At 60.4% G+C, this 14,392-nt stretch carries 12 protein-coding genes; 2 read left to right on the forward strand and 10 right to left on the reverse strand.

From position 1 onward, the window contains the following. Positions 1-135 precede the first annotated feature (135 nt). From AD666_RS16335 to AD666_RS16355, 5 genes are all read right to left on the reverse strand, one after another. On the reverse strand, positions 136-1,416 hold the full coding sequence (locus tag AD666_RS16335) for an alpha/beta fold hydrolase (RefSeq protein ID WP_053153954.1): 1,281 nt from the start codon (positions 1,414-1,416) through the stop codon (positions 136-138). Positions 1,417-1,434: 18 nt separating this feature from the next. Next, on the reverse strand, positions 1,435-2,412 hold the full coding sequence (locus AD666_RS16340; protein ID WP_053153957.1) for an alpha/beta hydrolase: 978 nt from the start codon (positions 2,410-2,412) through the stop codon (positions 1,435-1,437). After that, entirely contained in the window at positions 2,409-3,434 is a 1,026-nt protein-coding gene (locus tag AD666_RS16345; RefSeq protein WP_053153960.1) for a phosphoglycerate dehydrogenase, read from the reverse strand. The genes AD666_RS16340 and AD666_RS16345 overlap by 4 nt, the downstream gene beginning before the upstream one ends. Before the next feature lie 29 nt (positions 3,435-3,463). After that, a complete protein-coding gene (locus tag AD666_RS16350) occupies positions 3,464-4,822 on the reverse strand; it encodes an OprD family outer membrane porin (RefSeq protein ID WP_256222674.1) in 1,359 nt (452 codons plus the stop codon). A 132-nt stretch (positions 4,823-4,954) separates the two neighbouring features. After that, positions 4,955-6,250 (reverse strand): CitMHS family transporter, encoded by a 1,296-nt coding sequence (locus tag AD666_RS16355; RefSeq protein WP_053153966.1) that lies wholly within the window; start codon positions 6,248-6,250, stop codon positions 4,955-4,957. 338 nt (positions 6,251-6,588) lie between these two features. Here AD666_RS16355 and AD666_RS16360 point away from each other — a divergent pair, with 338 nt between their 5' ends. Next, on the forward strand, positions 6,589-7,794 hold the full coding sequence (locus AD666_RS16360; RefSeq protein ID WP_053153969.1) for a citrate synthase: 1,206 nt from the start codon (positions 6,589-6,591) through the stop codon (positions 7,792-7,794). A 74-nt stretch (positions 7,795-7,868) separates the two neighbouring features. Here AD666_RS16360 and AD666_RS16365 read toward each other — a convergent pair whose 3' ends face one another. The 3 genes from AD666_RS16365 to AD666_RS16375 all read right to left on the reverse strand — a co-directional run bounded on the left by AD666_RS16365 (position 7,869) and on the right by AD666_RS16375 (position 11,138). Continuing rightward, entirely contained in the window at positions 7,869-9,239 is a 1,371-nt protein-coding gene (locus tag AD666_RS16365; protein ID WP_082339811.1) for an MmgE/PrpD family protein, read from the reverse strand. Between the two features lie 101 nt (positions 9,240-9,340). After that, positions 9,341-9,649: a DUF4387 domain-containing protein gene (locus AD666_RS16370; protein WP_053153973.1), complete on the reverse strand. Its 309-nt coding sequence runs from the start codon at positions 9,647-9,649 to the stop codon at positions 9,341-9,343. Further along, positions 9,642-11,138, reverse strand: coding sequence for an acyclic terpene utilization AtuA family protein (locus AD666_RS16375; protein ID WP_256222675.1), 1,497 nt, complete (start codon positions 11,136-11,138; stop codon positions 9,642-9,644). The genes AD666_RS16370 and AD666_RS16375 overlap by 8 nt, the downstream gene beginning before the upstream one ends. Positions 11,139-11,206: 68 nt before the next feature. Here AD666_RS16375 and AD666_RS16380 point away from each other — a divergent pair, with 68 nt between their 5' ends. Next, complete coding sequence (locus AD666_RS16380; RefSeq protein WP_053153979.1) at positions 11,207-12,124, forward strand: LysR substrate-binding domain-containing protein; 918 nt, start codon at positions 11,207-11,209, stop codon at positions 12,122-12,124. 37 nt (positions 12,125-12,161) lie between these two features. Here AD666_RS16380 and leuD read toward each other — a convergent pair whose 3' ends face one another. Both leuD and leuC read right to left on the reverse strand, forming a co-directional pair. Further along, on the reverse strand, positions 12,162-12,770 hold the full coding sequence (gene leuD / locus AD666_RS16385; RefSeq protein WP_053153983.1) for a 3-isopropylmalate dehydratase small subunit: 609 nt from the start codon (positions 12,768-12,770) through the stop codon (positions 12,162-12,164). Between the two features lie 3 nt (positions 12,771-12,773). Continuing rightward, positions 12,774-14,195 (reverse strand): 3-isopropylmalate dehydratase large subunit, encoded by a 1,422-nt coding sequence (leuC, locus tag AD666_RS16390; RefSeq protein WP_053153986.1) that lies wholly within the window; start codon positions 14,193-14,195, stop codon positions 12,774-12,776. Positions 14,196-14,392: the final 197 nt, after the last annotated feature.

The raw sequence follows: 14,392 nt of genomic DNA on the forward strand, positions 1-14,392 counted from the left end.
TCTGGAAGCGGGACAGGCAGGCACCACAGCCTGCATCAAGCCATTCTCCAGTCTAGATAACGAAAGTGTCCGGAGGCTGACCGCTTCCTGACATTCCTGTCAGAAAGGCTCGATGGCCGTGGCCTGTAACCCGCCTCAATCGTCATTGAAAGGCGCATGCGGGTTTCGCTCACCGGGCGGACCGGGCCGCTCGAGGGCGCGACAGGTCGAGGCAAAACCTTGTCCATCCAGTTGCGCCCGCGCGAAGGCAAAGGCCTCGTTCAACGAGCCATGCAGCACCCCATCGTGCCCCAACCCGTCATAGAGCCGCCAGGAAACGTGGTTGCCGGCGGCACATAACGCCGCCGCGACCGCGTACTGGCGCAGCGGTGCAATCGTCCGATCAGCCTGGCCGGTGGCGATCAGCACGGGGAATGGAATCGATGCCAGGGGCATATCCGTCGTTGGAATGCGCAGCGCATCCAGGATGTCGGGTGTGACGGTCAGAAGCTCTGACACGGACTCGACCTGTAGCTCGCGTGATTTGCGGGCGATTTCACGGGTACAACCCTCTCGGGCGACTTCGAGCAGTGCAAGGCCTTTCGACGTCAGCAGATCTTCGATCCGCGGCGCGTTTTCCCGCAGGCCACCGGAGGCCAACGATAAAAATACCGTGTTGGATTGGCGCGCCGGCAACGCCACGGGGCCGTCGGGAAAGGTGCTGTTCGGGGCCGTGAGCACCGCGCCGAGGATATTGAGCTCCGGCGCGTAGGTCTCGGCGAGTATCGCTGCGCCCAGCGCGGCGCCTCCGCCCTGCGACTGCCCGGCCAGGAACACGCGATCGGAAATCACCTGGGGGCCGATTGTCCGGGCGGCCCGAATGGCATCCAGGATCGAGCGGCCTTCCGCCTGCCAGAACGTATAGGGATGAGGTCCCGGACCGCCCAAGCCCTGATAGTCCGTCGCGACCACCGCAAACCCACGTTCCAACCAGCGATTGATATAGGCCGCGTCGCGCTCGCGCAGTCCCGTCCATGAGGGGGCGCAGCGGTCGGCGATGCCCACGGTGCCGTGTGCCCAAGCCAACAGCGGCCAACCTTCGGACGGTGGCGCAACGTTCGGCAGAAACAGCACCCCGCTCACGGGGACCTGCCCCGACTGCCAGCGTTGGTCGGTGGAGCTGTAGAGGATGCGCATCGCTTGCGAGGCGGCCGGCATCGTTTCCTGCAATGCCAGCGGCTCTTTTTTCAGAACGACACCGGGCAGCGCGGGCATTGCATCGGACCACCGATAGAACGGGGACAGCACCATGTCGCCTGCCGAAGGGCCGACCGGAAGCTTATCGTCGACGGCGGCATGGACAACTATTGCCGTCAGGCCTGCCAGGCACCCTGACGCAAGCAGCGCGGCCATCGCGAAGGTTCGAAAAATCAGCATCGGACAATCACCTGACAATCAAGGAAAAGACACCGCCAGCACCTCACGCAACGCGGCGCCCTGGGTACGGATCACCTGCCGCACCACCGGTGCCACCTCATTGAAACGGATGAACCCGTGGGGCATGTTCGCAAGCACATCCAAGTGCGTCGCCACGCCACAGCGCCGCAGCTTGTCCGCGAGCTCCAGGTTCTCGTCGAGTAACGGATCCAGCGCTCCGACAATCAGGCGCACGGGCGCCAGACCCGCCAGGTCAGCCAGGATCGGCTGCACTCGCCAGTCGCGCTCATCATTGCCCAAGTAGCTCGCCCAGTAGGCGCTCATGGTTTCGGCCGAGAGATTCTGCCCGCCGTATCCGCCGAAGCGTCGCCACGAATCGGAGGTAACGTTCCTGGAGTAGCTGCCATAAAACAGGACCAGCTGCCGCAACGCGTCCACTCCCGCGTCGCGCAGGGCAATGGCGGCGCTCAGGGCCAGGTTGGCGCCGGCGGAATCCCCCGCCAGTACGTACCCGCGTACCCGACAATCGGTGACAGCGTTCAGACGGATGACCCGGCTCACGATGGAGACCACCTCATTGAACGCCACAGGAAACCGGTATTCCGGCGACAGCGCATAATCGATGGACAGCACCGCCAGGCCGCTGTCGCGCACGAACTGGCGCAAAGGAGCGTCCCAACCGGTGACCGATCCATGCCGAAACCCTCCGCCGTGACAGTAAAACATCAGCATCGGCGTCTCTTCGGCTTGCGGCCAATACAGCTTGCACGCCACCCGGCGACGGTTGACGGAAAACCCCAGCGTGCGCTCGTAGCACAGCGGCACGCTGCCCTGGTTCGCCCAGGCGTTGATCCGCTCCAGTTGGGCCCGGACGTTCTGCACGTCCCCGTGAACGACAGGCAGCAGATCCAGTTCACGCAAGGTCGTCGCAACGGCAACCAGATCAGGGTGAACCTGGGGGTCGACAGCCACCGACGGGTTTGCGCGACGGCTCATGGCGTCACCCTTGGCGCGGTGGCCTGCCGACCATCCGCGATGACGCAATGCCCGGGAGGATTGCCCCCCTGCAGGACCGCCATCGCGCACCGGGCAGCGATCAGATTGGTGCGATTGAGCCCCTCTACCGTGGAGGCCGCTACGTGCGGCGTCGTCACTACGTTGGGAAGCTGGATCAATTGCTCGCTGACGGCGGCAAGCGCCGGATCCGACTCGCTTTCAAAAACATCGAGCCCCGCCCCCGCTATCAGGTCCTGTTGCAAGGCCAGCAACAAGTCCGCATCCCGCACCAACCCACCCCGTGCGGCATTGATCAGCACGGCGGAACGTTTCATCGACGCCAACGCCTGGCTGTCGATCATTCCCAGGGTCTGAGGAGTGAGCGGGGCGTGGAGCGTAATGAAATCGCTTTGCTTGAGCAGGGTCTGCAGATCGACGAAACGACAACCCTGGCCGCTGCTTTTCAGTGCCTCATCCGGGTGAGGGGTATGGATCAGGGTCGTGACGTCGAACCCGGACAGGCGCTGCACCACCGCCCTGCCGATCCGCCCCAGTCCCACCACACCGACGGTCTTGCCGTACAGGTCGTTTCCCAGGGGAATCGTCCAGTCACCGCCGGCCAGGCCCGCCTGGCATTGCTTGAGCTTGCGACAGACGGCAAGCATCAGCCCCACGGTATGATCGGCGACACTGGCGTCGTTTCCGCCAGGTGCGATGGTCGCGACCTTTCCCGTGGCAATCACCGCCGCCGTATCGACACGTTCATAACCCACGCCTCGGCGAGCGATGACTTTCAGGCGTGGGAGTGAACCTAACAGACTGGCCGTGATGTTCGCATGCCCGACAATCCAGCCATCTGCCTCATTGAGCAGCGCGATCAATTGGCGTTCGCTCCACTGCCCCTCTGTTTGCCCGCGGTCAGGCTCGGCGATGACCACCTCGCAGTCGTTCGCTTGCAGGAAGGCGACGGCTTCGGGATCAAAAAAGCGCTGGGTGATCACTATTCTATGGCGTGGTTTCATCAGGGGGTTCTCGATCGGTCAGTCGATGGTCAAAATGCGTAGTCCAGATACACGCGCGCTTCCGATCCGCTGACCACGTTATCCGGCTGGGCGGATACAAGGGCGACAAAATCCTCGTTGATCCGGTAGTCGATATAGATCACGCCTACTGAAAGTCCGGCGTATTCCTTTTCATCGAATCGGTAATAGACGCGATATTCCTTCTGCCGCTCGCGCACATCGGTGCGTTGGCCGCTGAGGGGATTGCTGGCGTCGAATTCGCCTTGCTTGTAGATGGCCATGGCCTTGAAGCCGTCCAGCGAAGCGCCGAACAGCGAAAGACCGGAGAGGTCGTATTCGGCACCGACCTGCCAGGTCCTTTCACCATCGTTATTGAAGTCATTGCCGGAGCGCGTCCAGGCATCCATCTTGCCGTCGACGTTGTCCGCATGATCGAAGTAGGCATACCCCAGTTGCCCGTTGCTCAACTGGGCTTTGGTTTCGGAAAAGGACACTCCCAGGCGTACCTTATCCAGCAGCAGACCCAGGTTGATGTTCAGCCAACTGGCCTCGTCATCATAGGCCGCCTGGCCTGCCGACCAGTCACGCTCCCATATTGGCCCGGCCTTTTCGAATTGATAATACTGGGTGTCCAGCACAACCCCGGCGCGCTTGCCAAGCGGTGCCTGCAAGGTCAGGCCATAACGGGTATTTTCATTGAAGTCCCGCGATACACCGTGATCGTAGCTCAGCTCGATGGCCTTCAAATCGTATTTGATGCCGTAGGTGTACAGGTCCTTTATTTTCTCCCCCGTCTGGCTCAGCAGGTGCTCGAATTCTTCCCGGTCCCGGGGCGAGCTCCTGTTGATGTACGCGGCTTCGAACCCCAGCGTTCCCGGCAGTGGACCAATCCCCATGTCGGTGAAATTCAGATGGGTACGGGCGCCCTGGTAGGAGCCTGGAACGATCCGCGTATCGAGGCTCACCAGGGTGCCGGCATCGAAACGGCCTCGCCCTATTTGTGCGTCGGCATTCCATCCGTCCCCCACATGGCGCGCCTTCAGATAACCTTGGCCGAGCTTTGCGAAGCCGCCATTGGTTCCATCGGTGTCGTCGAACAGATCCCGGCCGTTGTCTTTCGAGTCGAGCATCGCCACAGCGTAGAGAGAGGCATCGAAGCCTACAATTCCGGCCCAATAGTTGGAGTTGTAATCAACGATTGCCCCGACCCCGGTCCCGCCCAGTTCGTTGCCATCGGGAAATCCACCGAAACGGTCTTCGATCAAGTCGTTGGATATGCGCGTATTGATATAGACAGAACGAAGATAGGCATTCAACTTGCCTTCGTGCTGAAACCGGTCCGGATAACTGATGGCGGCTGCCAGGCAACTATCCGATATAACAACCATTGAACAAAAAGCCACAACGACGGCGTTAATCGAGTTCATCGACCACCTCATCTATTATTTTTATTGTTGACGTGCAGGCGCGAGCAGCGCCCCTTCAACTTCGGTGCAGCGAACTGTGCAAATAGAAAGTTATTAGATGATCGCCCGCGTAATGATGGCCGTGACTATCAATACAAGACTGCTGCCGATTGCCCAGAGCAAGCAATATCGTTGCATATCGCCCATATCACGCTTGATGATCCCGCTGATGAGATAAACCGCCGCGACCAGGGGGCTCAGTGCATGTACCGGTTGTCCCAGGACAGAGGCGCGGGCAATGTGCATCGGGGTGATCCCGTATTCGGCGCCGGCAGCCCCCAGCACCGGCAGGATGCCGAAGAAGAACGCGTCATTGGACAGCAGGAAGTTAAGCGGCAAGGCCAAAAGTGCAGTCAGAATACTGAAGTACTGGCCGCCCCCCTCAGGAATCATTTGCACGATTTTCTCGGACATCCCGTCGACCATTCCCGTGCCGGACAAGATGCCGGTAAAGACCCCGGAAGCGAATATCAAGGCAATGACCGTCAACACGCTTTCGGCGTGAGCCGCGATCCGGGCCTTCTGTTCGGCCAGGCGCGGGTAATTGATCAACAGCGCCAGGCAAAAGCCCACCATCATCACGAGCGGCAAGGGCGCCAACCCCGTACCCATGGCGTACATGAGCCCGGCGGTCAACGCCAGGTTGATCCAGAACAGTCTGGGCCTTTGTGTCTCGGCCCGGACTTCAGGCAGCGGCACCTGGTCCAGCGCCGGCCCGGCCTCCTTCTGCGCGGGTGTCCAGCCCAGGCGACGCCGCTCCTTATGGCCGATCCAGAACGCGACCAGGAAGGCATAGGCAAGCCCCACCAGCATGGCGGGCACCAGTCCCAGGAACATTTCCCCTACGTCGACGTGAAGCGCACTGGCGGCACGGGCGACCGGCCCGCCCCAGGGAATCAGGTTCACGACCGTATTGGTCAACAGAAGCATCAACGCCAGGATAAGCGGATTCATCCCCAGGCGCAGATACAGTGGCAGGAAGGCTGTCGTGACAATCAGAACGGTCGTCGCGCCATCGCCATCGAACGAAATGACGGCGGCCAGCAAGGCCGTACCCAACACCACTCGAAGTGGATCGTTCCCGACATGACGCAGGATGCGCCGTACAGCGGGCTCGAAGAGCCCGGCGTCGAACATGATCGCGAAATACAGGATGGCGAACATCAACATCAGTGCGGTGGGCGCGACCTGCTTCACCCCATCCATCACCATTGCGCCCAGCTCCGGCCCTGCGCCACTCGCCAATCCGAAAGCCACCGGAATCAGTACCAGCGCCGTAACCGCGGAGAGCCGCTTGCTTATGATCAACGCCATAAACGTAACGACCATTGCGAAACCTAGCCAAGCCATGCGTGCACCTTCTTATTTTTATAATGGAGTTGAAATCAATGTGAACAAGCAACTTCTTAACAAAATCTACATAGGCGGGAATAAGCTGTAAATCTTGATTTTTTTTGTCAATGTCTGTCGTTTCCGAACTCATCCGAAAGAGCTGTAGGCCTTGTTTGATCAGGGATAGGACGATCGTCGATCGAATCATCGTACTGTTCATCCGCGAATGCGAATGAGCCCGTCGAATGAAAAAACGGACACGGGTACAGGAAAAATGCTGCCGGAATGAACATTGACGAATTCGTCGAATAAACAGTAAATATGGACATATATTTATCAACCTGAACGAATCCGTCATGCCAGAACAAGAAGACCTGTACCTTTCGGCGGAAGAGTCGGCAGCCATGCTCAGGGTCAGCCTCCCTACGCTGTACGCCTATGTCAGCCGCAAGAACATCCGTTCCATCAAGATCCCGGGTTCCCCCAAGCGCCGCTATTGGGCCGAAGACATCCAGCGCCTGGTCAAGCACCCGGCGGGGGCGAAGCCTTCGGTGAAACGTTCGCCGCCTGCGGACAGCGCCATCACCCTCATCACCGATGATGGGCTTTTCTACCGCGGGCACGACGTCACCGAGCTGGCCGACCATGCAACGGTCGAAGAGGTTGCCGGCCTGATGTGGCAGGTGCCTTCGGCCTTCGGCGCTTCGCTGCCGCGTGTTCCGAAAGACAGCGGCAAGTTACTGAAAATCTACGAACACCTGTCCGCGCCGGAAAAGGCGATTGCACTGTTTCCGCTGGTGCAGAGAGAGAACCCCAAGGCCTTCGATCTTTCCACCGAAAGCTATGCCCGCACCGGTGCGGATGTGGTGAGGTGGTTCGCCGCCCTAGTGGTGGGCGCAACCGAGCCGAGCACGCAGCCGCTGCATGAATTCATCACCCAGGCTTGCGGGGTCCGGCCGGCACTCGCTGACCTGATTCGACGCCTGCTGATTCTCAGCATCGATCATGAGCTGGACCACACCACCCACAGCGTTCGCGTCGCCGCCACGACAGGTGCCACGCCCTACTACGCCGTGATCGCGGGACTCGCCGCTGCCAGGGGCCACAAGATCGCGTATGGCAGGAACGAAGCAGCCAGCAGGATGATCGAGGAGATCTGCACGGCGACGGATCCTACCCAGCCTATCTTGCAACGCTACAGCCAGGACGGACGTATTGTGGGGTTCGGTCCGAATGTGCACTCCATCAACGATCCGCGGGCCAGCAACCTGATGCAGGCGTTGACCGAGGCATTCGCTGGGGACGGAGAGTTCGCCAAATTGCAGAAGGCTTTTTCAGTGGCTGCCGAGCTGGTGGCATACCCACCGGAATTCATTCTCCTGGTGAGCTTCATTGGCAGGAAGTTTGGGTTGCACGGGCAGGAAATCGCACTGGCAGGGGTCGGTCGGTTGATTGGCTGGATTGCCCACGCCAGCGAGCAATACAACCAACATCTCGATGCCCGCGCGCGCGCACGGTACACCGGAACCCTGCCAGGAACCTCCCGACAGGGGCACGCCTGATCCCTGCATCCCGGCGAGGGCTCCCTGCCCTGCCGGGCCTGTACGTTGCGTGAGGTGTGACGTACCGCCCGGAACTATCGGGCCATCGCCGCAAACAGGTCCTCGAACCGCGCCTGATGCTCAAGCCCGGCCACGAAATCCAATATCGTCGCCTGTGCCGATGCATCGATATGGGGGGCTGCCATGCGCCTGAATTTACGTTCGAAGTCGTGATCGGTCATGGGCGTCTCCACGGAGCCGGGCCCGGTGATCATCTCGCTGACGACGGTCTCGCCCGATCTCAGCGTGACGACGAGACGGTTGGCCAGATGCCGGGGAAACAACGCAGTGAGTCCGGGATCCTCCACCACGATGATCTTGTCCATCAGGCCGATCACCGCTGGGTCGTGGATCTTCTGCTCGGCATAGGAGCCGATAGTGATGTCGCCATCCATCAATGCCCGGGCGACGTTGTAGGGCAAGCTATGGTCGGCGGTCTCCCGGGTCCTGGGCAGCCACTTTTCCGGAGTATCGGCCAACACCCGACGGTTGAATTCCGAGGTTTCGATGGTGATGGCGGCGATCTCTTCAAGACCGGCGATACGCTTGCGTATATCAAGCGCCGCCCAGACGGCGGTATGCAGCTCACCGTTGGTTGGAAAGGTCTTGGTCAGCGAGCGTCGTATGGCGTAGTCACCGTTTTCAGGCGAACCGAAACGATCCATGTCCAGCTCGAAGGGCCCGGAAACCAGTTTGAAGAAGCCCATGTCGCCTTCAAAGACCGGCGACGGCCCGGTCATGCCATGACGCGCCAGTTGTGCGGCGAAAATGGCGTTGCGTGACGCATTGGCCGCCGAGCAGCCTTTCCAGTCCGAGAGTGTTCCGCTACGGACCTGGCGCATTGCCAAGTGGCCGCTCAGCGCGATGTTGATCGCCTGTTCAGTCTGGCCCACGTCCAGTTTCATCAGGCTGGAGGCCGCCACAGCCATGGCGACGTTGATGTAATTGACGTGGTCCCAGCCGCGCTTGTTCAGGCTGGCCGCATCCTGCAGCCGCATCTGGATTTCATACGCCAGCACAATGGCCGATATCAGCTGCTCCCCACTCGCCTCCTCGGCTTGCGCCACCGCCAGACAGGCCGGGATGTTGTCGCTGGGATGCCCGGGCTCCAGGCCCATGTATCCGTCGTTGTAATCCAGGAAGCGCACCATGGCGCCGTTCACGAACCCGGCGATTTCGGCCGTTGTCTGCAGGCTTGTGCCAAACACGCTGGAGGTCCCGCCGCGATGACACTCGGCATAACGGACGGCGGCATCGATGGGCGGCGCTCCATAGGCGCCCAGCACGCATGCCAGGCTGTCGATGAAACGCTGGCGCACGATCGCGACGATGGTGTCAGGCAGACGCTGTTGCGCAAACCCATGGGCGTAGCGCGCCAGCCGCCGGGCAATGGTCGACTCTTGCATATTCACCTCTTGTTCCAGTTTGAGCGGTCGGTTTCCAGGCTTTATACGAGACGTCGCGCCGACTTTTCTCGTACAAGCCTGGTGATCGATGACGGACGATTTCAGTCCATCACGACGTCGAGCAACCGCACGTACTGCTGACCCGCATGCATGTCACGCTCGACCATTCCGCCTTGCGGCGTAGCGCGGGGGAAGGAGATCTTGACCATTTCCAGATTGGGCACCGGGATGTATTTCACCCGTTCGGGATCGGTGCCATATAAGCGGGCAAACTGCTCCGGCGAGAGTGCGTCGCTGCGGGAATAACGTTCAAAGTTCTCGCGGCCATTGAAGAAGATATCGAAGGTAATCCAGAACGGTCCGGCTTGTTTCGATCGAACATGACGGCAGACATCGCGCAACTTAATCACGATTCAACTCCTTCGCAGCTGACGCCGCCTCAGAAAGGTCAATCCACTTGATACGTACCAGCTCCATTGGGTCTTCAAGCTGCACGACATGATTGAGCTTGAATTCAAAAATCCGGCCGCGAGGGATATCCGCGGGCGTGAACGCGAATCCATAGGAAGGCAGTTCCTTGCCCATGACACTTGGATAATGGAAAAAGTACGGGTTGCAGGCCTGCGCGATGGTGTCCGCCAGTTGCTGGGTTGCAGCCGTGGCCACGAATAACATGCCGATCTCGGGAGGTGGCAAGGTTCCTGCGGGCGGCTTCATCCCGGTGACCGCATTCCAACCGTACATGCGCAGGGATATATGAAACTCACCCAACTCGTCGGCGGGAATGGACTGGCGGGTACGGGTATAGAGCGCTTCGAGCAGGCGGTCGTGGAAACCATCGATGTCGTTGAGTACGTCCGGGTCCTGGATACCCACCAGCATGATGGTCTGATAGGCACCCGCGGCGGCGCCTTCCAGCTTCATGGTGTAGGGCATCGGCTCCCAGCGCGACCCTTCCACCCTAACGGTGCGCCCGTTCAGATCGGTATAACGAGCGTCGGCGACATTCAGGATGCCTCCCGGCTCCAACAAGCGAAACGGATCGCTGTTTTCATAGAGCATATGCGCGGAAACACTGTGGGGCGTGCACAGGTTGTCCCGGCTCAGAGGCTCCACATTGAACCCGTTGGCATCCACGCTCAGCAATATTCCAGAGCCCAGGGTCGGGTTGACGGCGCACTGCACGCCACATTCGCCTGTCTTGCCGGCATGCCAGGACGGCCCCCAGGGCGCACCCTTCCAGATCGGATAGCAGGCAATGACGGCGGTGTCGGTGGAGCGACCGGCCAGTATGATGTCCGCGCCGCCATCAAGCGCCGCGAGGAACGGCTCGACCCCCAGCGCGGCGACAATGTGCTCGCAGGCATCGACCGTTGCGTCGTCCAGTTCACCGTGTGGCGCAAGAGGCTTGATACGCCCTTGGGCATTCAGTCGCTTGATGGTGTCTTTCTCTTGCTCACAATAGATAAGAGCAACTTTCGGCGTCACCCCGAGTTCCCCGGCAACTTCAATGACGATATCCCGCGTCCAGTTCAGATTGAGATCGCCACCGGCCTGTCCGGAAGTACCGATAATAATCGGCACGCCAGAGGATGCCTGGGCTTTCATCAATATAGTCAGATCGCGCTTTACCGAACCGCGATTATTCTTCGATTTGCCAAGTGCAAGATAAGCCGCGCCACTGTCGGTCGATCCGGCATCCGAAGCAATGACTTGCGCGCCGGCTGCCAACCCATAGGCAATTTCTTCTTCGCGAACACCTGCCCCCAAAGAACCACAGGGAACAATGACTTTTACGCAACCCTCGAATAGCCGCCCCATAGAAGCCTCTTTTTTATTTATTTGTGGGGCGATCATAAAGCCTGGAATCAGGCTGACAAGTGGACAGTTTTTATCCATATATCTTTGCTGGTAAGTTGGGCATTCTTATCGTTCACATCAAAGATCAATGAGCGGTCATGAGGCATATGAGCATCAATCGCGAGCGTTCCTTACTGCCCGAAGACCTGCGTGTCTTCCTCACCGTTATCCGCAAGAACGGCTTCGGCCACGCGGCGGAGGAACTGGGCTATTCGCCCGCGTATGTGAGCAAGCGGATGGCGGTCCTGGAGACGACACTGGGGACCAGGCTGTTGCATCGCACGACCCGCCGGGTCGCGTTGACCGACGAAGGCGAACGTGTCCGCACCTGGGCCACGCGATTTCTGGGGGACATGGAGGATTTCATCAGCGAGCTGACCGACGCCCGGCAGCAATTGCAGGGAAGCTTGCACATCTGCAGCTCCTTCGGCTTTGGCCGCAACCATGTCGCCCCAGCGATTCCTGCTCTTTCGCAACTGTACCCGCGCATGGAGATCCGTCTCGACGTGTTCGATCGTCTGGTTGACATCGTCAATGAAGGCTTCGATATGGAAATCAGCGTGGGTGACGACCTGCCCAACCACCTCCTGCACAAGAAGCTGGCCAGTCACCGCAGGGTACTCTGTGCCGCTCCGGAGTACCTCCAGCGGCGTGGCGTCCCGACGTCTCTGGATGATCTGGCCGGGCACGATTGCCTGGTGCTCAAGGAGCGTAACAATGCCTTCGGCATCTGGAACCTGACAAAGGATGGCGTCGAAGAATCGGTCCGGGTCAGCGGGCCACTTTCATCGAACAATGGCGAGATCGTGTCGCGCTGGGCCTTGAGTGGCGCAGGCATCATCCTGCGTTCGTTATGGGACGTGAAACCCATGCTGCAGAGCGGACAGCTGGTGCAGGTGCTGCCCGACCATTTCCAGAGCGCCAATGTCTGGGCCACCTACCCGACACGGCTAAGCCAGTCGGCGAAGCTGAGGGTCTGCATCGAGTTCTTCGAGGCGCATTTCGACGATCTATCCCTGGTTTGAGCATCCGGCAGTCGCCGCCCGATGCCCGTGAAAAAACTCAGCCCAGCCAGGGATGGGCGGCGTGATACCGCGCTTCGAAATCCCGGATCTGCACCGCTCGCCGCAGGGTACTGCCGATGGCATCCAGGCCCAGCAGCAAGGCTTGCTTGCGCAGTTCGTCGATGGCGAAGCCGATGCTCGACCCGTCGCTCAATCGAATCTGCTGGTTGGGCAAGTCGACGGTAAGCGTGGCGCTCGCCCCGTCGCTCACGACCCGCCCCAGCGCCTGCAACTGCGTTTGGCAGAGCTGTATCACGAGCACGCCATTGCGCAGGCAGTTGTCGTGGAAGATACCCGCGAAGCTCGTACCGATCAGGGCACGGATCCCCAGTTGCCTGAGCCCCCATACCGCATGCTCACGACTTGAACCACACCCGAAGTTGGGCCCGGTCACCAGGAAACGGGCACCGCTCCAGGCAGGCCGGTTGAGGACGAAGTCTGGATTGGGCTCGCCGGACTCCAAAAAACGCAGGTCGAAGAACACGCCTTTATCCAGTCCGCTCCGGTCGATGCCCTTGAGGAACTGCTTGGGCATGATCACGTCGGTGTCGACGTTCGAGGCAAGGATGGGTGCGGCTTTTCCGGTCACGCTGTCAAAGGGTTGCATGGTTCAAGCCTCCTCGGTCAACAGGCGTACGTCCGTCAGGCGGCCCCGGATCGCTGCGGCGGCAACCATCGCAGGACTCATCAGATGGGTGCGAGCGCCCGCCCCCTGGCGCCCCTCGAAATTCCGGTTGGTACTGGAGGCGCAGCGATTCCCCGGAGCGAGCACGTCATCGTTCATTGCAAGGCACATGGAGCATCCGGATTGACGCCATTCGAAACCGGCATCGAGGAAGACCTTGGCCAGTCCTTCCTGCTCCGCCTGGGCACGTACCGAAGTCGATCCGGGAACGATCATCGCTCGTACCGTCGCAGCGACTTTCCGGCCCTTCACCACGCGAGCGACGTCGCGCAAGTCTTCAATGCGCGCATTGGTGCACGAACCGATGAACGCATGGCTGATCGTCACGTCACTCAACGCCATGCCCGGCTCCAGGCCCATGTAGGCCAGGGCGCGCTGCATGCCCTGGCGCAGGATCGGATCGGCGACGGCCTTGGGGTCTGGCACGGTCCCACCCACGGGCAACACCTGGTCCGGACTGGTTCCCCAGGTCACCATCGGCTCCAGGGCGCTGACGTCCAACCGGACTTCATTGTCGAACACCGCGCCTTCATCGGTGAACAGTTCGCGCCACTTATCTTGAGCGGCATCCCATAGCTCGCCCTGAGGAGCACGTGGCCTGCCTTTGAGATAGGCATAGACCTTCTCGTCGGGCGCCATGAATGCACCCCGTGCGCCCGCCTCGACGGCCATGTTGCAGATGGTCATCCGGGCTTCGACGCTCAGTGAGCGAATCACCGGGCCGGCGAATTCGATGGCGTAACCGGTCGCACCGGACGCCCCGATCTTCTCGATCAACGCCATGATGATGTCCTTGGAGGTGATGCCCACGCCCAGCTTGCCGGTGACCGTGACACGCATGGTCTTGAGCCGCTTGTAAACCAGCGTCTGCGTCGCCAGCAGGTGTTCGATCTCGGAAGTGCCGATACCAAAACCGAAGGCCCCCAGGGCCCCATAGGTGGTGGTATGGCTGTCGCCAGCGGCCACCACCATGCCGGGCAAGATGAAGCCCTGCTCAGGGGCCACCACATGCTCGATGCCCTGGCGTTTATCCAGCACGTCGAACAACTCGATACCGAAGTCCCGGCAGTTCTTTTCGAAATAAGAGACCTGCAAGGCACCGCCCGAATCGGGCATGGTGGCGATACGATCGGGGGCGGTCGGGTTGACATGGTCGACCACCGCCAGCGTCGCCCCCGGACGCCAAACGCTGCGCTTGGCTTCACGAAGCCCGCTGAAGGCTTGCGGGCTTGTGTATTCGTTGGCCACCTGCCGGTCGACGTAGAGCAAGACATGCCCCTCATCGTCCAGGGTACAGACTGTATGGCTGTCGATATGTTTCTGATAAAGCGTGCGAGGGCCGGTCATGGTGGTGGGCTCTTCTGTCATGCGGGATCGGAGTTGATCCCCAGCATAGGCCCAATGAAATCCCCATCAATGGCCTCGGAGTAATGGTGCGGAACACGATTCGTGAATAATGGGCCGCGTCGATCTCGGAGCCGGCATGCCCACTCAGCCTGTTCTACTGGAGCGGTAACGGATTGGCCCATCGATGACAGCCCCCA

It is taken from the genome of Pseudomonas sp. Pf153, assembly GCF_001269775.1.
Taxonomy (GTDB): domain Bacteria; phylum Pseudomonadota; class Gammaproteobacteria; order Pseudomonadales; family Pseudomonadaceae; genus Aquipseudomonas; species Aquipseudomonas uvaldensis.

Coding starts and splice junctions, on each gene's coding strand:
- AD666_RS16335 (WP_053153954.1), bottom strand. CDS start 1,416: ATGCTGATTTTTCGAACCTTCGCGATGGCCGCGCTGCTTGCGTCAGGG.
- AD666_RS16340 (WP_053153957.1), bottom strand. CDS start 2,412: ATGAGCCGTCGCGCAAACCCGTCGGTGGCTGTCGACCCCCAGGTTCAC.
- AD666_RS16345 (WP_053153960.1), bottom strand. CDS start 3,434: ATGAAACCACGCCATAGAATAGTGATCACCCAGCGCTTTTTTGATCCC.
- AD666_RS16350 (WP_256222674.1), bottom strand. CDS start 4,822: ATGGTTGTTATATCGGATAGTTGCCTGGCAGCCGCCATCAGTTATCCG.
- AD666_RS16355 (WP_053153966.1), bottom strand. CDS start 6,250: ATGGCTTGGCTAGGTTTCGCAATGGTCGTTACGTTTATGGCGTTGATC.
- AD666_RS16360 (WP_053153969.1), top strand. CDS start 6,589: ATGCCAGAACAAGAAGACCTGTACCTTTCGGCGGAAGAGTCGGCAGCC.
- AD666_RS16365 (WP_082339811.1), bottom strand. CDS start 9,239: ATGCAAGAGTCGACCATTGCCCGGCGGCTGGCGCGCTACGCCCATGGG.
- AD666_RS16375 (WP_256222675.1), bottom strand. CDS start 11,138: ATGGATAAAAACTGTCCACTTGTCAGCCTGATTCCAGGCTTTATGATC.
- AD666_RS16380 (WP_053153979.1), top strand. CDS start 11,207: ATGAGCATCAATCGCGAGCGTTCCTTACTGCCCGAAGACCTGCGTGTC.
- leuD (WP_053153983.1), bottom strand. CDS start 12,770: ATGCAACCCTTTGACAGCGTGACCGGAAAAGCCGCACCCATCCTTGCC.
- leuC (WP_053153986.1), bottom strand. CDS start 14,195: ATGACCGGCCCTCGCACGCTTTATCAGAAACATATCGACAGCCATACA.